Annotated in this window: 18 protein-coding genes; 10 read left to right on the top strand and 8 right to left on the bottom strand. The window is 71.9% G+C overall.

Annotated features, from left to right (window positions below; translation table 11 throughout):
* Positions 1-65: 65 nt before the first annotated feature.
* Positions 66-971, bottom strand: a complete 906-nt coding sequence (locus ACFYO2_RS39475) for an NAD(P)-dependent oxidoreductase (protein ID WP_388359458.1) — start codon at positions 969-971, stop codon at positions 66-68.
* Between the two features lie 78 nt (positions 972-1,049).
* Between ACFYO2_RS39475 and ACFYO2_RS39480 the strand changes: the two genes are divergently transcribed.
* Positions 1,050-1,388: a winged helix-turn-helix transcriptional regulator gene (locus ACFYO2_RS39480; RefSeq protein ID WP_388359460.1), complete on the top strand. Its 339-nt coding sequence runs from the start codon at positions 1,050-1,052 to the stop codon at positions 1,386-1,388.
* A gap of 205 nt (positions 1,389-1,593) precedes the next feature.
* Here ACFYO2_RS39480 and ACFYO2_RS39485 read toward each other — a convergent pair whose 3' ends face one another.
* Both ACFYO2_RS39485 and ACFYO2_RS39490 read right to left on the bottom strand, forming a co-directional pair.
* Complete coding sequence (locus tag ACFYO2_RS39485; protein WP_388359462.1) at positions 1,594-2,373, bottom strand: SDR family NAD(P)-dependent oxidoreductase; 780 nt, start codon at positions 2,371-2,373, stop codon at positions 1,594-1,596.
* 78 nt (positions 2,374-2,451) lie between these two features.
* Positions 2,452-3,042 carry a TetR/AcrR family transcriptional regulator gene (locus ACFYO2_RS39490; protein WP_388359465.1) on the bottom strand — a complete coding sequence of 197 codons (591 nt, stop codon included), beginning with the start codon at positions 3,040-3,042 and terminating at the stop codon, positions 2,452-2,454.
* 227 nt (positions 3,043-3,269) lie between these two features.
* Here ACFYO2_RS39490 and ACFYO2_RS39495 point away from each other — a divergent pair, with 227 nt between their 5' ends.
* From ACFYO2_RS39495 to ACFYO2_RS39505, 3 genes are all read left to right on the top strand, one after another.
* The gene (locus tag ACFYO2_RS39495; RefSeq protein WP_388359468.1) at positions 3,270-4,289 is read left to right on the top strand and encodes an aldo/keto reductase; all 1,020 of its coding nucleotides are present in this window, start codon (positions 3,270-3,272) and stop codon (positions 4,287-4,289) included.
* 94 nt (positions 4,290-4,383) lie between these two features.
* Positions 4,384-5,355, top strand: coding sequence for an ATP-binding cassette domain-containing protein (locus tag ACFYO2_RS39500; protein WP_388359471.1), 972 nt, complete (start codon positions 4,384-4,386; stop codon positions 5,353-5,355).
* Positions 5,352-6,170 (top strand): ABC transporter permease, encoded by an 819-nt coding sequence (locus tag ACFYO2_RS39505; protein ID WP_388359474.1) that lies wholly within the window; start codon positions 5,352-5,354, stop codon positions 6,168-6,170. The genes ACFYO2_RS39500 and ACFYO2_RS39505 overlap by 4 nt, the downstream gene beginning before the upstream one ends.
* Here ACFYO2_RS39505 and ACFYO2_RS39510 read toward each other — a convergent pair.
* Positions 6,151-9,294, bottom strand: a complete 3,144-nt coding sequence (locus tag ACFYO2_RS39510) for an ATP-binding protein (RefSeq protein WP_388359477.1) — start codon at positions 9,292-9,294, stop codon at positions 6,151-6,153. The two genes, ACFYO2_RS39505 and ACFYO2_RS39510, sit on opposite strands and share 20 nt — an antisense overlap.
* A 278-nt stretch (positions 9,295-9,572) precedes the next feature.
* Positions 9,573-10,265 (bottom strand): TetR/AcrR family transcriptional regulator, encoded by a 693-nt coding sequence (locus tag ACFYO2_RS39515; protein WP_388359479.1) that lies wholly within the window; start codon positions 10,263-10,265, stop codon positions 9,573-9,575.
* Positions 10,266-10,318: 53 nt separating this feature from the next.
* Here ACFYO2_RS39515 and ACFYO2_RS39520 point away from each other — a divergent pair, with 53 nt between their 5' ends.
* The 4 genes from ACFYO2_RS39520 to ACFYO2_RS39535 all read left to right on the top strand — a co-directional run bounded on the left by ACFYO2_RS39520 (position 10,319) and on the right by ACFYO2_RS39535 (position 13,459).
* The gene (locus tag ACFYO2_RS39520; RefSeq protein WP_388359482.1) at positions 10,319-11,437 is read left to right on the top strand and encodes an FAD-dependent oxidoreductase; all 1,119 of its coding nucleotides are present in this window, start codon (positions 10,319-10,321) and stop codon (positions 11,435-11,437) included.
* Positions 11,438-11,689: 252 nt separating this feature from the next.
* Positions 11,690-12,247, top strand: a complete 558-nt coding sequence (locus ACFYO2_RS39525) for a helix-turn-helix domain-containing protein (RefSeq protein ID WP_388359485.1) — start codon at positions 11,690-11,692, stop codon at positions 12,245-12,247.
* A gap of 77 nt (positions 12,248-12,324) precedes the next feature.
* Entirely contained in the window at positions 12,325-12,984 is a 660-nt protein-coding gene (locus ACFYO2_RS39530) for a hypothetical protein (RefSeq protein ID WP_388359487.1), read from the top strand.
* A gap of 139 nt (positions 12,985-13,123) precedes the next feature.
* Positions 13,124-13,459, top strand: coding sequence for a DUF2516 family protein (locus tag ACFYO2_RS39535; protein ID WP_388359632.1), 336 nt, complete (start codon positions 13,124-13,126; stop codon positions 13,457-13,459).
* A gap of 60 nt (positions 13,460-13,519) precedes the next feature.
* Here ACFYO2_RS39535 and ACFYO2_RS39540 read toward each other — a convergent pair whose 3' ends face one another.
* The 3 genes from ACFYO2_RS39540 to ACFYO2_RS39550 all read right to left on the bottom strand — a co-directional run bounded on the left by ACFYO2_RS39540 (position 13,520) and on the right by ACFYO2_RS39550 (position 17,410).
* Complete coding sequence (locus ACFYO2_RS39540) at positions 13,520-14,938, bottom strand: PP2C family protein-serine/threonine phosphatase (RefSeq protein ID WP_388359490.1); 1,419 nt, start codon at positions 14,936-14,938, stop codon at positions 13,520-13,522.
* Positions 14,939-15,344: 406 nt separating this feature from the next.
* A complete protein-coding gene (locus tag ACFYO2_RS39545; protein WP_388359492.1) occupies positions 15,345-16,418 on the bottom strand; it encodes an NlpC/P60 family protein in 1,074 nt (357 codons plus the stop codon).
* 206 nt (positions 16,419-16,624) lie between these two features.
* Positions 16,625-17,410 (bottom strand): class I SAM-dependent methyltransferase, encoded by a 786-nt coding sequence (locus ACFYO2_RS39550; RefSeq protein ID WP_388359494.1) that lies wholly within the window; start codon positions 17,408-17,410, stop codon positions 16,625-16,627.
* A 295-nt stretch (positions 17,411-17,705) separates the two neighbouring features.
* Between ACFYO2_RS39550 and mshA the strand changes: the two genes are divergently transcribed.
* Together mshA and ACFYO2_RS39560 are read left to right on the top strand one after the other, a co-directional pair.
* Positions 17,706-19,043 carry a D-inositol-3-phosphate glycosyltransferase gene (gene mshA / locus ACFYO2_RS39555; protein WP_388359497.1) on the top strand — a complete coding sequence of 446 codons (1,338 nt, stop codon included), beginning with the start codon at positions 17,706-17,708 and terminating at the stop codon, positions 19,041-19,043.
* Positions 19,036-19,536, top strand: coding sequence for a YbjN domain-containing protein (locus ACFYO2_RS39560; RefSeq protein WP_388359499.1), 501 nt, complete (start codon positions 19,036-19,038; stop codon positions 19,534-19,536). Before mshA ends, ACFYO2_RS39560 begins: the two co-directional genes overlap by 8 nt.
* Positions 19,537-19,560 lie beyond the last annotated feature (24 nt).

Raw genomic sequence — 19,560 nt, forward strand, 5'->3', positions numbered from 1 at the left:
ACGAGGCCGACCCGGCAGTCATGGGAGCACGCTAACGGCGGGCCCACGGCCGACGCCACCGGGTTTCAGGACCTCGCGGCAGTTCGCCCCAGCAGCTCCGTGACCCGCATGAACCCGTCCTCGCCGTGGCCGAGGGCGACCACGCGGCGGGCGAGGTCCTCGGTCGCGCGCATCACGCTCGCGTCGATGCCGTGGGACTCGGAAGCGTGGACGATGTGCGTCATCGTCGACACCGCCGAGGTGATCGGGTTGAGTTCGCCGGAGAAGGTGCCGCTGTCGACGTCCCGCGCGAACTCCTCGAAGAGTGGCGGGAGGATCGCGCCGATGCCCTGGGCGAAGGGGGCGAGTTCCAGGGCGGTGATGCCCTCCGCCCGTGCCACCGCCAGGGCGTGCGCGTAACCCGCCATCGCCGACCAGAAGATGTCGAGCAGGGCGATGTCGTAGGAGGCGGCCCGGCCGATCTCCTCACCGAGGTGGGTGTGGGTGCCGCCCAGCGCGTCCAGTACGGGGCGGTGCTCCTGGTAGAGCTCGGCGGGGCCGCTGTGCAGGAACACCGCGTCGGGCGTTCCGATGGTGGTGGTCGGCGTCATGATCGCGCCGTCCAGGTAGCGGATGCCGTGGGCGGCCGCCCAGTCCGCGGTGTGCCGGGCACGCTCGGGGGTGTCGGCGGTCAGGTTCACGACCGTACGGCCCTTGAGGGCGTCGGTGACGGCGGCGTCCCGCAGGACGGCGTCGGCCGCGTCGTAGTTCACCACGCAGACGACGGTCAGCGGGCTCGCGGCGACCGCCTCGGCGGCGGAGCCGGCGCCGGCAGCTCCGCGGGCGAGCAGCTCCCGGTCCCTGCCGGGTGTGCGGTTCCATACGGTGGTCCGCAGACCGGCGTTCAGGAGGGCGCCGGCGAGGGCACGGCCCATCGGGCCCAGGCCGAGGACGGTGACGGCGGACTGGTCGGAACCGGTGGACGTGGGCATGCTTCAACTCCTGTGAAAGTGACGGGAATTCGCCGAACTGGCGTCGGCAACGGATGACAAGACGAATGAGGGGCGAAGATGACACGCGGACGTGCTCAGGACCTGAACGTCTGTGGAGTGACCGCCGCGATCAGCGTGATCGACGGCAAGTGGAAGACCGCACTGCTGTGGCTGCTGGAGTCCGGCCCGCACCGCCCGGCCGAGCTGCGCCGCCGGCTGCCCGGGCTCAGCGAGAAGGTGCTGACTCAGGCGCTGCGCGAGATGGAGACGGACGCACTGGTGCACCGGGAGGTGCACGACGTGCTCCCACTGAAGACCGTGTACTCCCTGACCGACTTCGGCCGCGAACTCTCCGAGGCTCTGGCCCCCCTCTCCGACTGGGGCCACCGCCGCCTGGAGAAGCTGGCGGCCCCTTGATGCGGACACCAGCCTCCGGTGTCTGGCGGGTGCTGCCAAGTACGCACAAAAAAGTGGGTACGGCGGCCATGGCGGTGTCAGTTGCCGGTGCCGCCGATCGCCGGGTATCCGATCCGGGCGATGTCGAGGACCAGGGAGCCCAGGGAGATCTCAGATCTCGGGGTTCAGAGCCGTCACCCCCTCGTCGGTGAGCGGTCCCGGGGGCTCAGTGGACGGAGAACCCGCCGTCGACGAAGATCGCCTGCCCGGTGACGTAGGCGGAGGCACGGCCGGCCAGGAACACCGCCGCTCCGGCGAAGTCCTCGGCCAGGCCGTTGCGCCCGACCATCGTGCGCGCGGCCAGCGCCGCCACCTTCTGCGGGTCGGACTGCAACCGGGCATTGAGCGGGGTCAGGACGAAGCCGGGAACCAGGGTGTTGCAGGTGACGCCGTGCGGTGACCACGCCTCGGCCTGAGAGCGGGCCAGCGACTCCAGGGCCCCCTTGGAGACGCCGTAGGCGCCGCTGTCGACGAACGCCCGGTGCGCCTGCTGGGAGCTGATGTGGATGATCCGCCCGAAGCCCCGCTCGGCCATGCCGGGCCCGAACCGCCGGCCCAACAGGTAGGGCGCCTCCAGGTTCACCGCCATCGTGGCGTCCCACACGTCCTCGTCCAGCTCACTCATCGGCGGCCGCAGGTTGATGCCGGCGCAGTTGACGAGAATGTCGGGCTCTGCGAACACCCTGGCTGCCCGCTCCGCCGCCGCGTGCACCCCGTCGCGGGTGCTGAGGTCGGCGCTCACCCAGGCCGCCCGGCAGCCGTCCGCCGTCAACTCGTCGACCGTGGCGGCCAGTTCCGGCTCCTTGCGCGCCACGATCACCACGCTCGCCCCCGCTCGCGCGAGAGCCCCGGCGATGGCCCGGCCGATGCCCGAGCTGCCGCCCGTCACCAAGGCCACCCGGCCGTCCAGCGAGAAGAGTTCGGAGAGGTAGGTCTGCGAGGTCATGCCCGCACCCTAAACGGCGCGTTCACGACGACGGCGCTCCGGGGAGTGCCACGGGGGGTGCCCCCTCGGAGCGCTCTGTCAGTGCGGTCGGCGTAGTCCCGCGACGAGGAGTTCGACCAGCCGGCGTGCGTCGTAGTGGGGATCGCTGTCCGCGCCGATGCAGAGGTTGCCGACCCCGCGCATGAGCTCGTAGGCGGGCAGGTCGGAGCGGATCTCGCCGGCGGCGGCCGCCGCTTCGAGCAGCTCGGCGCACACGGGCACGAGGCGGTCGAGGAAGTAGGCGTGCAGCGTGTCGTAGCCGGCGTCGTCGGACCGCAGTACGGCGGCGAGTCCGTGCTTGGTGACCAGGAAGTCGACGAAGAGGTTGATCCATTGCCCCAGTGCGGCGTGGGGAGTCGGGCTGCTCGCCAGCAGGGCCGGCCCGGCCTCGGCGCAGGCGTCCACCTGGTGCCGGTAGACGGCGATGATGAGATCCGCCCGCGTCGGGAAGTGGCGGTAGATCGTGCCCAGCCCGACGCCGGCCTTGGCCGCGATGTCGCGTACCGGCGCTTCCACGCCCGACGTGACGAAGACCGCGGCGGCCGCGTCGAGCAGAGTCTCCTTGTTCCGTCGGGCGTCCGCCCGCTTGGACTGGGCCGCGCGCCCCGCGCCCTCGTCGCTGTCGCTCACCGCGCCACTCCCTCCACTACCAGGCTTGCCAAAGCGGAACAGTGTTCCGTATCGTTTCCGGAACGAGGTTCCGTTTGCTCATGATGTCAGAGCGAAGCACCCGCAACCAAGCCATGCGCCGGCACCTGCGTCGACACCCCACCCTCACGGTTGCCACCACCACGCGCTACTACCGCCACCGCCACGCATCTGCGCCACGCTTGAACCCGCAATGGAGGAACACGGTCATGCAGTACCGCACTTTGGGCCGCACCGGCGTGCAGGTCAGCTCCCTCGCGCTCGGCGCGATGAACTTCGGCGCGATCGGACGCACCACCCAGGACGAGGCCACCGCCATCGTCGACGCCGCTCTCGAGGGCGGGATCAACCTCATCGACACCGCCGACATGTACGGCAACGGCGAGTCGGAAGAGATGGTCGGCAAAGCCATCGCCGGCCGCCGCGACGACATCGTGCTCGCCACGAAGGCGGGCATGCCCATGGGCGACGAGCGCAACCACCAGGGCAGTTCGCGCCGCTGGCTGGTCACCGAGCTGGACAACAGTTTGCGTCGTCTCGGCGTCGACCACGTCGACCTCTACCAGATCCACCGCTGGGACCCGCGCACCGGCGACGAGGAGACCCTGTCGGCCCTGACCGACCTGCAACGCGCGGGAAAGATCCGCTACTTCGGCTCCTCGACCTTCCCCGCGTACCGCATCGTGCAGGCCCAGTGGGCCGCCCGCGAGCATCACCTGAGCCGTTACGTCACCGAACAGCCCAGCTACTCGATCCTGCAGCGCGGGATCGAGACCCACGTACTGCCCGTGACCGAGGAATACGGGCTCGGCGTGCTGGCGTGGAGCCCGCTGGCCTCGGGCTGGCTGTCGGGCGCGATCCGCGAGGGCCGGTCCATCACCACAAACCGCTCGACGTTCATGCCGCAACGCTTCGACACCGCCATCCCCGCCAACCGGGCCAGGCTCGACGCCGTCGAGCAGCTGGCCAAGGTCGCCGACGAGGCCGGCCTGACGGTGATCCAGCTCGCGCTCGGCTTCGTGACCGCGCATCCGGCCGTGACCAGCGCGCTCATCGGCCCCCGCACCCTGGACCACCTGCGCTCGCAGCTCGCCGCCGCCGACACCGTGCTCTCCGCCGACGTGCTCGACGCGGTCGACGCCGTCGTCGCCCCCGGCACCGACCTGGCCGCGCACGAGAAGTTCGACACCCCGCCCGCGCTGCTCGACCCGTCACTGCGGCGCCGCTGACCGACGCCGTCGAGGCAACCCGGCAACCCCGGTTCCAGGGCGCTGAAACCATCGTGAAACCGCGCTGAATGCGCCCTGCCGCAACCTCCTCGGCATGACGACAACGACTTCGCACTCTCCCGCCATCGCGGCCAAGGGGCTGCGCAAGGCCTACGGGGACAAGACGGTCCTGGACGGCATCGACCTGGCGGTGCCGGCCGGCACGGTCTTCTCCCTGCTCGGCCCGAACGGCGCCGGCAAGACCACCGCAGTCAAGATCCTCTCCACCCTCATCACCGCCGACGCCGGCGAGCTGCACGTCGGCGGCCACGACCTGGCCGCCGACCCGCAGGCCGTACGCGCCGCGATCGGCGTCACCGGGCAGTTCTCCGCCGTCGACGGCCTGATCACGGGCGAGGAGAACATGCTCCTCATGGCAGACCTGCACCACCTCTCCCGCGGCGAGGGCCGCCGGACCGCCGCCGAACTCCTTGAGCGCTTCGACCTGGTGGAGGCCGCGAAGAAGCCCGTCTCCACCTACTCCGGCGGCATGAAGCGCCGCCTCGACATAGCCATGACGCTGGTCGGCGATCCGCGGATCATCTTCCTCGACGAGCCGACCACCGGCCTCGACCCGCGCAGCCGTCACACCATGTGGGGGATCATCCGCGCGCTGGTCTCCGGCGGTGTCACCGTCTTCCTCACCACCCAGTACCTGGAGGAGGCAGACGAACTCGCCGACCGCATCGCGGTGCTGAACGACGGCAGGATCGCCGCCGAGGGCAGCGCCGACCAGCTGAAGCGGCTCATCCCGGGCGGGCACGTCCGGCTCCGCTTCACCGACCCGGCCACGTACCAGGCCGCCGCCGTCGCCCTGCGCGAGGCCACCAGGGACGACGAGGCGCTGTCGCTGCGGATCCCCAGCGACGGCAGCCAGCGCGAACTGCGCTCCATCCTCGACTGGCTGGACTCGGCCGGCATCGAGGCGGACGAGCTGACCGTGCACACCCCCGACCTCGACGACGTGTTCTTCGCCCTGACCGGCGGCACCGACGTTCCCCACCAGCCCAAGGAGTCCGTCCGATGAGCGCCCCCCTGGCTCCCGCCCGCCCGACCCGGATCTCCCTCGCCGTCCGCGACTCGAACACGATGCTGCGCCGCAACCTGCTGCACGTACGGCGCTACCCGTCCATGACCCTGAACCTGCTGCTCACGCCGATCATGCTGCTGCTGCTCTTCGTCTACGTCTTCGGAGGCGTGATGAGCGCGGGCATCGGTGGCGGCGGCGCGGACCGCTCCGACTACATCGCCTATCTCGTCCCGGGCCTGTTGATCATGACCATCGGCAGCACCGTGATCGGGGCCGCGGTCTCCGTCTCCATGGACATGACCGAGGGCCTCATCGCCCGCTTCCGTACGATGGCGGTCTACCGCGGGTCCGTGCTCGTCGGGCACGTGGTCGGCAGCGTGCTGCAAGTGCTCGCCAGCCTGGTCCTGGTCGGTGCCGTCGCTGTGGCGATCGGCTTCCGGTCCACGGACGCGACGGCCGTGGAGTGGCTGGCGGCGTTCGGACTGCTCACGCTGTTCACCCTGGCGCTCACCTGGATCGCGGTCGGGATGGGCATGGCCAGCCCGAACCCCGAGGCGGCCAGCAACATGGCGACGCCGCTGATCCTCCTCCCGCTCATCTCGAGCGCCTTCGTCCCCATCGACGCCATCCCGGGCTGGTTCCAGCCGATCGCCGAGTACCAGCCGTTCACGCCGGCCATCGAGACCCTGCGCGGCCTGCTCCTCGGCACCGAGATCGGCAACAACTGGTGGATCGCGCTCCTCTGGTGCGTCGGCCTGACCGCGCTCGGCTACCGCTGGTCGACGGCGCTGTTCAACCGCGACCCGAAGTAACCGCCATGACAGCGCGGGCTGCCTCCCGCAACTCGTCCCGCCCCAGGGCGGCGTACTCCGACACCGCGTCGGCGTACGCCGCCCTGGCTGCGTTCCCGGCGGCCTCGACCGCCTTCCGGGCGCGGTCCGCCGACATCGTCGGCTGGTACGAGCGCAGTACCCGCAGCCGTTCGGCCAGCGCGATCATCCGTGCGGCGGCGGTGTCGCCGCAGGCGAGCCCCGCCATGCCAAGGGCGTGCAGCACCGTCCCGAACAGGGTCAGTTCCATGGGCCGCGGCGGACCGGAGAGCAGGGTTCGCAGCCCCTGCCGCAGCCGGTCGACCGGCTGCGCTACCCGCTCGAGCCGGCCGGCATGCGCGTGCGCCGTCACCGCCGCCGACTGGATCTCCAGCGCCCACCGGTCGAGGAAGGGATCACCGCGGTACATCGAGCCGGCCTCGGCCACCCCCTCCGCAGCGCTGCGCCACAGGCCGAGCCCGACCTCCGTCAGTCCGCGGGCGAGCGCGATCTCGGCGCGGGCGCCGAGGTCGGCGGTGTCGGAGTCGTCCTTCTGCGGGATGCTGACGTCCTCCGCCTGCCGCAGCCAGTACTCGGCCTCGTCGGGGTCGCCGCGCTGCAGGCAGGCGAGGACCAGGCCCCCGCGGACGCCGATGGAGTCGTGCTCGTCGCCGAGCCGCGGCAGCGCCTCGAGCGCCGCCTTGAGGTGCCCGTACGCGGCCTCGCCCTGCTCCGTCTGCAGGCACAGCTCGCTCAGCCGGGCGTGGCCCATGACCTTCAGGAACGGGTTGTCGACCGGCGCCAGTGCGGCGATGGTCCGGCGAGCCGAGGCGAGCGCCCGGTCGATGTCGTGCTCCGACTCCCAGACGTAGGTGGCGACGCACTCGGCGACGCCGGCGAGCAGCGGCTGCTCGCTGTCGCAGAGCCCCCGCAGCACGTCGTAGTCGGGAGGCAGCATCTCGGGGATCGCGCTCAGCACTGCCGCGATGGCGCGCAGCAGCGTGTCCGGCGGGGCCGGGGGCAGCCGCCGCAGGGTGACGAGCTGGCGTACGGCGACCGGGCCGTAGCCCATGAACAGGCTCGCCGTGCACAACACCGCGGCGGCGCGGGCCACTTCGACGTATTCGGGCTCGGGGTGGTAGTGCGACAGCGGCGGGCCGGTGTCCGCGGCGAGGGCGGCGAGGCGGGGATAGCTGGAGCCGGTGGACCACAGGGCGGTGAGGACGGCGGTGAGGGCGGCGGTGGTGGGGCCGTCCGTACGGGCCAGGGCGTGTCGCAGGGCCTGCACGAGGTTGTCCTGCTCGGCCCTGATCCGCTCCCCGGCGGCCAGCGGTTCCGAGGCGAAGTACCAGTCGTGGTACGCGACCCCGAAGTCCCGCGCCCAGGTGAGGAACCGGCCGACGGCCTCCTCGTCCTCACCCGCCTCCGCACGCCGGGCCGCGCTGAACTCCCGTACGGTCTCCAGCATCCGGAACCGCACGCCGGCCGGGGTGTCGGCGACGGTGAGCAGCGACTGGTCGGCCAACTGCTCCAGCAGGAACAGCGCGTCCTCGCCCAGCACCTGCTCCGCCGCCTCGCCGGAGAAGCCGCCGGGGAAGACGGACAGCAGGCGCAGCGCCGCCCTGGCCTCCTCGTCGAGCAGGTTCCAGCTCCAGTCCACGACGGCGTGCAGCGTGCGGTGCCGCTCCGGTGCGTCCCGCGCCCCGCCGCGCAGCAGCGCGAACCGGTCGCCGAGGCGGCGGGCGATCTCCTGCACGGACAGCACCCGCACCCGTGCCGCGGCCAACTCCACGGCGAGCGGCAGCCCGTCGAGGTGGCGGCACAGCTCGGCCACCGAGTCCGGCGGCAGCTCCACGCCGGGCCGGGCGGCCCGGGCCCGCTGCGTGAACAGCTCGACCGAGGTGTCGAGGCCGAGCTCCGGCAGCGCGTACACCGCCTCCGAGGTGAGGCCGAGGGGGGCCCGGCTGGTGGCGAGCACCCGCAGGTCCTTCGAGGACGACACCAGAGCCCGTACGAGGCCGGCGGCGCCCCGGATGACCTGCTCGCAGTTGTCAAGGACCAGCAGAGCGGGCCCGGAGCCGAGCACGCCGAGGATGCCGGGCACCGGGTCGGCCGGGGCGTGGCCGCTCAGCGCGCCGGGCCGCCCCTCGCCCGCGCCGAGCGCGGTGGCCACCTCCGCGGCCACGTCGGCGTCCGCGCTGACGCCGGCGAGCGGCACGAAGTACACCACGCGCTGCTCGGCCCGGCGGCTGACGGCGTGCGCGAGCCGGGTCTTGCCCAGGCCGCCGGGGCCGACGACGGTGACGGCACGCGAGGCGCGCAGCAGCCGCTGCACTGCCGCGATGTCCTCGTCCCGGCCGAGCAGCGGGTTCGGCTCGTGCGGCACGCCGTGCCTGGCCACGGGTGCCTCGCCGCGCAGCAGCTCCCGCTGTACGGCCTTGAGCCCGGCGCCCGGATCCGTGCCGAGCGTCTCGCGCAGCTCACGGCGGTAGGCCTCGTACCGCGTCAGCGCGGCGGACGGGCCCGCCGTCGCCGCCTCGCCGCGCAGCAGCTCGGCGAGCACCTCCTCGTCGCGCGGATGCTCCGCTGCGGCCACGGCCAGCGGCCCGGCCGCCTCCGCGTGCCGCCCCAGCCGGGCGAGTGCGAGCGCCCGCGCGCGGATGAGCGTGCCGTGGACGGGGGCGCGCTCGGCACGTAACGCGGCCACGGGGTCCTCGCTGTCGCCGGACCCGTCAGGGGTGCCCTCCCACAGTGCGAGCCCGGCCTCGGCCGCGGCCAGCGATCCCGCGTGGTCCCCGGCCCTGGCCCGGTCCGCGCTCGCGGCGGCGTGCAGCAGCAGGGCGGAGCTGTCGACCTGGTCCTCGGCGAGGGCGAGCCGGTATCCGGTCGGTGTGCTGGCGATGACATCGGCGCCCAGCTGCGCCCGCGCCCTCGACACGAGGACCTGCAGCGCCTTTCCCGGCCGCTCCGGCAACTCGTCCGGCCACAGCCCTTCGACGAGCCGCTCGGTGCTGCAGCCCGTGCGCAAGTCGCCCGCGAGCAGCGCCAGGAGACCGCGGAGCCGGGGCGCGGTGACCTCCTGTCCGCGACAGGCGACACGCGGCAGCAGGGTCAGGTCGGTGGTCACCCGTGCAGATTAGCCAAGGCGCCCTCGCCTGCAGGCGTTTGCCGGTGTCCGTTGCCAGGAGATCTGAATCGGTGAGGTATCTCTGCGCTGCGCTTTGTCAGTTCTGCTGGGACGGCTCGGAGGATGGGTGGCCCACCGGATCTGAACGGTGCCGAGCTTGCTCGTGCGCGAGCTGGGGCTGTCCCACGCGTTCTGTCTGATGGCATGGCTGTGGCCTGGTGTCTTTCGGCCGTGTCTCTTGACTGCTGAGGCGAGGGGCTTTCGGCAAGAGCTGAGCGTCACGCCGGCGGCCGGGTCAGTTTGGCGGCCACGGCGTCGAGGACCCAGTCCAGGCCGGTTGCGAAGGATGTCTCGGCGTCCACGTCCGTGCCGTCGTACACGGCCTTGGCCAGCGCCGGGAAGCGGCCGGTGGCCAGCATTCTCGTCACATGCGGGCCGTGGGCGCGCTGCCAGTCGTGCTTGGACAGGCCAGTGGCGCGCTCGGCCCGCAGGTTCGCGATCTCGCGCCTGATCGCGCCAATGAAGTAGGCGCTGACAGTCTCCACGGCGCGCATGACGGTGTCGACATCGGTGAGGCCGTCGAAGGCGGCCAGCGTGGCCTCGGTCACGGCGAGGCCGTTCGGACCCAGGGTCGGGCGACCGCCGAGCAGGTCGGCCAGCCATTCGTGGCGGAGGGCGGCCTGCCTGGTGCGCTGGGCGAGGCCGTCCAGGGCCTCCCGCCAGTCACCGGGCTGCTCCTCGGGGAGGGTCTCGGCCTGGACCTCGTCCACCATGAGGTCGAACAGCTCCTCCTTGGTGGAGATGTATCTGTACAGCCGCATCGGACCGGCGTCCAGGCGGGCCGCGACCTTGCGCACCGACACCGCCTCCAGCCCGCCCTCGTCGGCCAGTGCGATGGCGGCGGCGACAATCCGCTCCCGGTCGAGCGGCACGGGGCGAGTCGGCGGCTCCGGCCGGTCCCAGACAGTCATGCTCTCACCGTACCGTTGCGATGCACCGTATATGAGCAATACAGTGTATCGACATGAGACATCGCATCGCAGTAGTCGGGAGCGGTCCTGCCGGCCTTGCCTTCGCCCGCGTCCTGCACCGCCATGACCACCCCGTCACCGTCCTCGAACGCGATCCCGCCCTCGACGCCCGCCCCCCGGGCGGCACGCTGGACCTGCACGAAGGGCTGGGCCAGCTCGCGCTGGACAAGGCGGGGCTGCTGGCGGAGTTCCAGGCGCTGTCTCGCCCCGAGGGACAGGCCATGCGCATCCTGGAAACGGACGGGACCGTCCTGCGCGACTGGCGACCCCGCCCGGACGACCGGGCCAATCCCGAGATCGACCGCGGGCAACTCCGTGACCTGCTGATCGGCCCTCTCGACATCCAGTGGGGTCGGGGCGTGACGCAGGTGGTGCCGGGGACCCGGGACGGCGCACTCGTCCATTTCGCGGACGGGCGGCAGGAGACGTTCGACCTCGTGGTCGGCGCGGACGGCGCCTGGTCCCGGACCCGCCCGGCAGTCTCGCCGGTGACGCCGCAGTACACCGGCGTCACCTCGGTCGAGACCTCCCTGGACGACGTCGACACCCGCCACCCCGACCTCGCCCGGTTGATCGGCGACGGCTCCGTGGCGGTGTACGGCGTGAACCGAAAGCTCGTCGCCCAGCGCAACAGCGGCGGCCACGTCAAGGTGTACGCCCAGTTCCGCGCGCCGCTGGACTGGCACACGAACCTGGACCCGGCCGACGTCGAGGCCGTGCGATCGAGCCTGCTGGCTCTGTTCGACGGCTGGGCCGCTCCCGTCCTGGATCTCCTCCGCCACGGCACCGCTTTCGTCCACCGCCCCCTCTACGTCCTGCCCGTGTCCCACACCTGGACTCACGTCTTCGGGGTGACGCTCCTGGGCGACGCCGCCCATCTGATGCCCCCCTTGGGGGCGGGCGCGAACCTCGCGATGCTGGATGGCGCCGAACTCGCCGAGTCCATCGCCACCGGCCCCGGAGACCTGGACGACGCCGTCCGCGCCTCCGAGGAACGGATGTGGGCACGGGCCGGCAGGTGGGCGAAGATCACGACGGCCGGTCTGGAACGCCTGGTGAGCCCGGACCCCGCCGAAGCCCTCGCCCTCTTCGACCAGGTCCAGCCATCCTGACTGCCAAGCGCGAGAGCACCAGCGCCAACCCACCAGATCCGGTCCGATCCTCCTCGCGGGCCGGTGGGGCAGCTCGCTGCGCAGGTCGTCCGGGACCCGTTCACTTCACACTGCAGACCCGGCGGGAAACCGCAGACAGACAGGGAACGGACACGTTTGGCCGGACAGGCGGACACCCTCACGAGCGTGGCGTGACACACTTTTGCAAGCGGGTGCTTGCAATAGTTAGCGGGCGTGGGGCAAGGTGGAGGCATGGCATCGCTCAACGTCGGCAATCTTGGTGAGTACCTGCGCGAACAGCGGCGCACCGCGCAGCTGTCGCTCAGGCAGCTCGCCGATGCCGCCGGGGTGTCCAATCCGTATCTGAGCCAGATCGAGCGCGGGCTGCGCAAGCCGAGCGCGGAGGTGCTGCAGCAGGTCGCCAAGGCGCTGCGGATCTCCGCCGAGACGCTGTACGTGCGGGCCGGGATCCTCGACGCCGAGCGGGACCGGGACGAGGTGGAGACCATCGCGGTCATACTCGCCGATCCCACGCTGAACGAGCGGCAGAAGCAGGTGCTGCTCCAGATCTACGAGTCCTTCCGCAAGGAGAACGGCTTCGGGATCGAGACAGCGGACGAAGGGGAGGCGGAGGCGACGGACGACATGGCCGAGGCCGACACCGGTGCTCGCAATGACGATGCCATGGACGCCCAGGATGGCGAGATCGCCGTACGAGAGACCCGCACGGCAGGTGGGCGCAAGTCCGCCGCACGCCGTACCCGCACGACCGGCGGCACTGACGCCGACCCGCAGCAGACGGCCAGTTGAGCCGGACCAGGGCACCGGCCGCCCGACTGCGGACCACAAAACCCTCAGCCGAACGTGAATCCGGGAGGACCATCACCATGGCCATCACCGACGACCTGCGCAAGACCCTCAGCGACCCGACTCCGCTCTACTTCGCCGCCGGCACCGCCGACCTGGCCCTCCAGCAGGCCAAGAAGGTGCCTGGCCTGGTGGAGCAGCTGCGCGCCGAGGCGCCGGCGCGGATCGACGCCGTTCGCAACACCGACCCGAAGACCGTCCAGGAGAAGGCCCAGGCGCGCGCCAAGGAGGCCGCCGACAAGGCCAAGGAGGCTCAGGAGAGCCTCCAGGCCAAGGTCGGCGAGTTCCTCGGCACCCTCGACGGTGACATCAAGAAGCTCGGCAGCACCATCGACGCGGACCTGAAGAAGTTCGGCGAGAGCGCCCAGGACTTCGCCCTGCGCAGCGTGGGCGTCGCCGCCGAGTACGCCGTCAAGGCCCGTGAGACCTACGAGAAGGTCGCCGAGCGCGGCGAGCAGACCGTGAAGACCTGGCGCGGCGAGGCCGCCGAGGAGATCGAGGAACTGGCCGTCGCCGTCGAGCCGAAGGCCGAGCCGGTGGCGCAGCCGGTCGAGGTCAAGGAGCAGCCGAAGCCCGCCGAGGCCAAGACCGAGCCCGCGCCGGCGAAGAAGCCCGCGGCCAAGAAGGCCCCGGCCGCCCGCAAGACCACCGCCAAGAAGACCACGCCGCCCGCGAAGTGAACGGCGGCGGCGCGTATGCGTAGGTGAACGGGCCGGGCACTCTCGGAGTGCCCGGCCCGTTCACCGGGTAGCGGACTTGCGGGAACGGGTACGGTGACCGCGTAGGGACGAGCCGAGTCTGGTGGTGGACGCAGTGCTGATGCAGGGGTTCGCGGGCTTCATGTGGCTGTTGAGCATGGCCCTGATCGTGTTCAGCGGCTTCGCGCTGATCGACGCCGCCACCCGCCGGGAGGACGGCTATCGAGCGGCGGACAAGAAGACCAAGCCGTTCTGGCTGATCATCCTGGGCATCGCCTTCGTGGTGAACCTGCTGTTCCCGATCCTGTCGTTCCTGCCGATCATCGGCCTCGTCGCGACCATCGTGTACATGGTCGACGTACGACCCGCGCTCCGCGGCCTCCCTGGCGGCGGCCGCAGCCGACGGGGCGGCTCCAGCAGCGACGGCCCCTACGGTCCGTACAACGGCGGACGCTGACCGATCCGGCGGGCCGACCGGACCGACGACTTGCGCTGACCCAGGGCCGAGGCCCGGTGGTCAGCCGACCCGGTCCAGCAGAACGACCGCCACGTCGTCCGTCAGCTCGCCCCCGTTGAGGTCGCGGACCTCGTTGACCGCCGCCCGCAGCAGCTGCTCGCCGCGCAGGCCTTCGGACAGCTGGCGGCGGACCATCCTCACCATGCCGTCCTGGCCGAGCCGCTCGCCGCTGTCGCCGACGCGGCCCTCGATCAGGCCGTCGGTGTAGAGCATCAGGCTCCACTCGGCACCCAGCTCCACCTGCGTCCGCGGCCAGCGGGCACCCGGCAGCAGACCCAGCGCGGGGCCGTTGTTGTCGTACGGCAGCAGCTGGGCCGGCCGGCCCGGGCCGGCGACCAGCGGCGACGGGTGGCCGGCGAGGCACAGGCCCGCGCGGCGGCCGTCAGGCGCTATGTCGACCGTGCACAGGGTCGCGAAGATCTCCTCGTCGGAGCGCTCGTGCTCCAGTACCTGCTGGAGCGTGCCGAGCAGCTCGTCGCCGCACAGGCCCGCCAGCGTCAGCGCGCGCCAGGCGATACGCAGCTCCACGCCGAGCGCCGCCTCGTCCGGGCCGTGGCCGCAGACGTCGCCGATCATGGCGTGGACGGTGCCGTCCGGGGTGCGGACGGTGTCGTAGAAGTCGCCGCCGAGCAGCGCGCGCGAGCGGCCGGGGCGGTAGCGGGCGGCGAAGCGGAGCGAGGAGCCGTCCAGGAGGGGCGTGGGCAGCAGCCCGCGTTCCAGACGGCGGTTCTCCTGCGCGCGCACCCTGCCCTCGGCGAGCCGCCGTTCGGCCGTGTCGGAACGCTTTCTCTCCACGGCGTACCGGATCGCCCGGCTCAGCAGCCGGCTGTCCAGCTCGTCGCGGAAGAGGTAGTCCTGGGCGCCCACGCGCACCGCCTGGGCGCCGCGCTCGGTCTCGCCGGACGCGGTGAGGGCGAGGACGGCGTGCCGGGGGGCGAGCTCGAGCACGTGCTTGAGCACGGCGAGCTCGTCGTCGTCATCGGGGCGGCCGGTGACGGGCAGCGCGAGGTCGAGCAGGATGCAGTGGACGTCATCGGTCAGCAGTCGCCCGGCCTCGGTGAGGTTGCGGGCCGTGCGGACGCGGATGGGCTTGCCGGCGGCGTCCAGCAGCTCGGGCACGACGGCGGAGCCGCCGGGGTCGTCCTCGATCACCAGGAGGGTGAGGGGGGTCTCCGGGGAGCCGGCCTTGGCCGCGGCGCCGGTCGTGGCGGTCACGGCGGCTCTTGCGGCGCTGTTCGTCCGGGTGGCGGTGGTGCGGCCGGGGCCACCGGCCGTGGCGTTCCCGGCCGTCGTGTTCCCGGTCGGGTCCGCCTGGCGCGGGGGCTCTTCCTTGGAGGGGCCGCCGCCTGGGGACGCGGCCTGCGCCTGACCACTCTCCACGGCCGGGATCGCTCTCTGCCGCGGTACGGGTACGGGCATCGTTTTGGGTTCCTTCCCTCCCCCTGAGGGCACGACAGGGCGAGGGACCTCGACCTACCGACGGGGACCATAGCGGTTGTCGGCACCGCAACGGAATGGTGTGAGGCACGCCGCGTGTACGCTCGCCGCTGTCATATGCCGCGATATGTGCCGCAGTTGGACAGGCCGGTCGTGAGCCGGGGATGACGAACGTCACGTCCGCGGGCCGTTTGGCGGGCCGTTGGGCGTGGGCCAGGTCACGTGGCGTACGTCACCGGTGCCGGGATGCCGACCCGCAGCGACTTACATGCGTCCGGTCGGGCCGACTTTCCCATGCGTGCGGTCGCGCCGACTCTCACGCGCCCGGCCGTGCGCAGCCTCACGCGTCCGGTCGCGCAGACCTTCACGCGCCCGGCCGTGCGCAGCCTCACGCGCCCGGCCGCACCACCCCGAGTATCGGCATCGACCCCGCACCCGCCAGCGTCACCGTCCGTCCCGGCCGTGGGGCATGGATGATCGCGCCGTCGCCCACGTACATCGCGACATGGCTGGCGTCGTCGAAGTAGATGATCAGGTCGCCGGGCCGCATGTCCGCGACGTCGACCCGCGTGAGCTGCTGCCACTGCTGCTGCGAGGTGCGCGGGATGGCGCTGCCGGCGCTCGCCCAGGCCTGTGAGGTCAGGCCGGAGCAGTCGTACGTCTTCGGTCCCTCGGCGCCCCATTCGTACGGTTTGCCGATCTGGGCGGTCGCGTACTCCACTGCCTTCTTGCCCTGCGCGGTCGCGCCGCCCTTGATCCCGTCGAGGACGCCGGAGTCGAGCCAGGAGGTCTGCGCCTTGAGCGCGGCCTGCTTCTCCAGCTCGGCGAGGCGCTTCTTCTCGTCCGCCTCAAGCCGGGACTCGAGCTTCTCGGCCGCCGCGATCCGCTGCTCGATCTTCTTCTGCGCCGCGGCCTTGGCCTTGCGGCCCGACTCCAGCTTCTTCCACTGGGCGGAGGCGTCCTTGGCGTACTGCTCCAAGTCCTGCTGGGTGCGGGACGTTTCCGCGATCAAGCCCTTGGTGGCGCGCTGTCCCTGGAGCACCCGCCCGGCGCCGTCGAGGAACTCCTGCGGGTTGTCGCTGAGCATCAGGTGGGCTTCGTCCGGCAGCCCGCCGCTTCGGTACTGGGACCGGGCCGCGGCGCCGGCGCGCTCCTTCAGCTCGTCCAGCCGCTCCTCGCCCTGGACGATCTTCTTCGCGAGCTCGACGAGCTGCGCGGACTGCTGCTCGGCCTTCTCCTCGGCCGCGTTGTACGCGTCCGTGGCGGCGGCCGCCTCGCGGTAGAGCTTGTCGAGTTGCGCGCGTACGGCCTCAAGGTCCTTGTTGGTCAGGGCGGTCGTGGACGCGCTCGCACTCGGCGTCGGTGTCGGGTTCGCGAACGCCGTGCCCGGTGCCGCCAGCACGGTGACCGCACTGACCACGGTCACGGCCGACGCGATCAGGCCCCGCTTGCCCGTACCCATACCTCTGCCCCCAACCTGATTGACCGTCAGTAACTTACGGACGTCTGGGGGATCGTGCCATGGAGCCGCGCGAAACGACAGAGGTCGCCGCACACGACGACAGAGTCAGTGCTTGCCCCCATTCCATCCCCGGCATGACGATCTCCCCGCCTGTGTGACGAACGACTCACGGAGATCGTTCCCCGCAGGCCAGGACGGCCGAGCGCTCAGGCCCGCGGCGCCAACGCCCCCCACGCCACCGTCACTTCTCCTTGCCGCCACCGCCCCGGCGCATCCGTCACCGGCCAGTCGGCCGCGAGGTCCCGCACCGCCCGGATCCACCGTTGGCGGGCGCCGTACGACGCGTAGGGCGCGGCGGCCGCCCAGGCGCGGTCGAAGTCGCGCAGGAAGGCGTGCACCGGCTCGCCCGGCACATTGCGGTGGATGAGCGCCTTCGGCAGCCGCTCGGCGAGGTCCGAGGGCCGCTCCAGAGACCCCAGCCGGGTCGCGAAGGTGACCGTGCGCGGCCCCTCCGGGCCGAGCGCGACCCACACGTGCCGGCGCCCGATCTCGTCGCAGGTCCCCTCGACGAGCAGTCCGCCACGGGAGGCCGCCGTCGCGGGCGCGAGCCGGGAACGCAGCCGCTTCCACACGGCGGATACCTCGGCCTCGTCGTACTGACGCAGGACGTTGGCGGCACGGACGAGGTGGAGCGGCCCGGGGACCGGGATCTCGAAGCCGCCGTGTTGGAAGACCAGCCCGTCGCGCTCGTACGGTTTCGCCGCCGCGACGCGCGCCGGTTCGATCTCCACGCCCGCCACGCGCGCGCGTGGCGCCACGGTACGCAGGCGGTGCAGCAGTTCCACGGCCGTCCAGGGGGCGGCCCCGTACCCGAGGTCGACGGCGACGGGGTCGTCCGCCCGGCGCAGCTCGACGCCGTGCGTCGCCGCGATCCAGCGGTCCATGCGCCGCAGCCGGTTGGGATTGGTCGTCCCGCGCGTCACCGTGCCCACGATGGGGGTCCCCCCGCTCGAACGAAGCCGAGAGTGGGGGAGGGCCGCGGCGCGGGATGTCATGCGTATGAGGGTAGGCGGCTTCCGGGTCACCCCCGAGCCACGCCCGGGGTTCGGGTTCAGGTGCCGCCGTCACATTTCCGACGCATACCGCCGTCGAACGGTTGAGCGAAACCCGGTAATGCCTGGGCAAAAACCGCCCCGCCAGGAATGGGAACGCCTCCCTCCGTGTTTCCGATTCTGGAGGGCGCCCCACACCCTCCGTCAGGCATGCCCGCAGCGAGGAGGAACGCCCGTGAGCCAGCACGTCACCAGGCTCGGGCGGCTCTCGTCGGCCACACCCCCCCGGCTCAGGCTGCACCGCAGGCCCCGCCGGGTCGCCATGCTCTCCGTGCACACCTCACCGCTGCACCAGCCGGGCACCGGCGACGCGGGCGGCATGAACGTGTACATCGTGGAACTCGCGCAGCGCCTCGCCGCGATCAACATCGAGGTGGAGATCTTCACGCGGTCCACGACCGCCGCCCTCCCGCCGGCCGTGGAGCTCGCACCGGGCGTCCTGGTCCGGCACGTCGACGCCGGCCCCTACGAGGGCCTCGCCAAGGAGGAGCTCCCCGCCCAGCTGTGCGCCTTCACGCACGGCGTGATGCAGGCCTGGGCCGGCCACCGCCCCGGCTACTACGACCTCGTGCACTCCCACTACTGGCTCTCCGGCCACGTCGGCTGGCTCGCCGCCCAGCGCTGGGGCACCCCCCTGGTGCACGCCATGCACACCATGGCCAAGGTCAAGAACGCCAACCTGGCCGACGGCGACACCCCCGAACCCGCCGCGCGCGTCATCGGCGAGACGCAGATCGTCGCCGCCGCCGACCGCCTCATCGCCAACACCGCCGAGGAGCGCGAGGAACTCGTACGGCACTACGCGGCCGACCCCGCCAAGGTCGCCGTGGTCCACCCGGGCGTCAACCTCGACCGCTTCCGCCCCGCCGACGGCCGCTCCGCCGCCCGCGCCCGCCTGGATCTCCCGCAGGACGCCCTGATCCCCCTCTTCGCCGGCCGCATCCAGCCCCTCAAGGCACCGGACGTGCTGCTGCGCGCGGTGGCCGTGCTGCTGGACGAGCGCCCCGAACTGCGCTCCCGCCTCCTCGTGCCCGTCGTCGGAGGCCTCAGCGGCAGCGGCCTCGCCAAGCCGGAGGGCCTGCAGAAGCTGGCCGCCCGCCTGGGCGTCGCCGATGTCGTACGGTTCCACCCGCCCGTCGGCCAGAAGCAGCTCGCCGACTGGTTCCGGGCCGCGTCCGTGCTCGTGATGCCGTCCTACAGCGAGTCCTTCGGGCTGGTCGCCATAGAGGCCCAGGCGGCCGGCACGCCGGTCATCGCGGCTGCGGTCGGCGGGCTGCCGGTGGCCGTCGACGACGGACGGACGGGGATCCTCGTACAAGGGCACGATCCCGCCGCCTACGCGCGCGTGCTGGCCGATTTCGCCGACGACCCGCAGCTGTCCGCCCGGATGGGCGCGGCCGCCGCCCGGCACGCCCAGTCGTTCGGCTGGGACACCGCGGCCGCCGCGACCGCGGACGTCTACACGGCCGCGGCCCAGTCCCATCGGCGTCGCGTACGCTCCCACCATGGCTGACGCAGAGAAGGCAGCACAGGTCATCGAGGGCGTCCTGAAGGACGCCGAACTCGAGTGGGAGAGCCCCGCACCCGGCAACTACGTCGTGAAGCTCCCCGGCACCCGCAAGCTGTCGACGACGGTGTCCCTGCTGGTGGGCCGGCACTCCCTCTCACTGAACGCCTTCGTCATCCGCCACCCCGACGAGAACGAGTCCAGCGTCCACCGCTGGCTCCTGGAACGCAACCTCAAGCTCTACGGCGTGAGTTACGCCGTCGACCCCCTCGGCGACGTCTACGTCACCGGCAAACTGCCCCTGGCCGCCATCACGCCGGACGAGATCGACCGCATCCTCGGCCAGGTCCTGGAAGCCGCCGACGGCTCCTTCAACACCCTCCTGGAACTGGGCTTCGCCTCCGCCATCCGCAAGGAGTACGAGTGGCGGGTGTCCCGTGGCGAGCCGACCCGCAACCTCGACGCGTTCGCCCATCTGACACAGCGGCCGGCCGACTGACGCCGCGTCGGCACCTGGCCAAGG

The organism is Streptomyces sp. NPDC006602, from assembly GCF_042870385.1.
In the GTDB taxonomy this organism is placed as follows: Bacteria; Actinomycetota; Actinomycetes; order Streptomycetales; family Streptomycetaceae; genus Streptomyces.

Bases quoted from the DNA above. Each gene is read 5' to 3' on its own strand.
- ACFYO2_RS39505 (WP_388359474.1), top strand. From the start codon at position 5,352: ATGAGCGCCCCCCTGGCTCCCGCCCGCCCGACCCGGATCTCCCTCGCC.
- ACFYO2_RS39520 (WP_388359482.1), top strand. From the start codon at position 10,319: ATGAGACATCGCATCGCAGTAGTCGGGAGCGGTCCTGCCGGCCTTGCC.
- ACFYO2_RS39495 (WP_388359468.1), top strand. From the start codon at position 3,270: ATGCAGTACCGCACTTTGGGCCGCACCGGCGTGCAGGTCAGCTCCCTC.
- ACFYO2_RS39475 (WP_388359458.1), bottom strand. From the start codon at position 971: ATGCCCACGTCCACCGGTTCCGACCAGTCCGCCGTCACCGTCCTCGGC.
- ACFYO2_RS39485 (WP_388359462.1), bottom strand. From the start codon at position 2,373: ATGACCTCGCAGACCTACCTCTCCGAACTCTTCTCGCTGGACGGCCGG.
- ACFYO2_RS39500 (WP_388359471.1), top strand. From the start codon at position 4,384: ATGACGACAACGACTTCGCACTCTCCCGCCATCGCGGCCAAGGGGCTG.
- ACFYO2_RS39515 (WP_388359479.1), bottom strand. From the start codon at position 10,265: ATGACTGTCTGGGACCGGCCGGAGCCGCCGACTCGCCCCGTGCCGCTC.
- ACFYO2_RS39535 (WP_388359632.1), top strand. From the start codon at position 13,124: ATGCAGGGGTTCGCGGGCTTCATGTGGCTGTTGAGCATGGCCCTGATC.
- ACFYO2_RS39540 (WP_388359490.1), bottom strand. From the start codon at position 14,938: ATGCCCGTACCCGTACCGCGGCAGAGAGCGATCCCGGCCGTGGAGAGT.
- ACFYO2_RS39530 (WP_388359487.1), top strand. From the start codon at position 12,325: ATGGCCATCACCGACGACCTGCGCAAGACCCTCAGCGACCCGACTCCG.
- ACFYO2_RS39480 (WP_388359460.1), top strand. From the start codon at position 1,050: ATGACACGCGGACGTGCTCAGGACCTGAACGTCTGTGGAGTGACCGCC.
- ACFYO2_RS39525 (WP_388359485.1), top strand. From the start codon at position 11,690: ATGGCATCGCTCAACGTCGGCAATCTTGGTGAGTACCTGCGCGAACAG.
- ACFYO2_RS39545 (WP_388359492.1), bottom strand. From the start codon at position 16,418: ATGGGTACGGGCAAGCGGGGCCTGATCGCGTCGGCCGTGACCGTGGTC.
- ACFYO2_RS39560 (WP_388359499.1), top strand. From the start codon at position 19,036: ATGGCTGACGCAGAGAAGGCAGCACAGGTCATCGAGGGCGTCCTGAAG.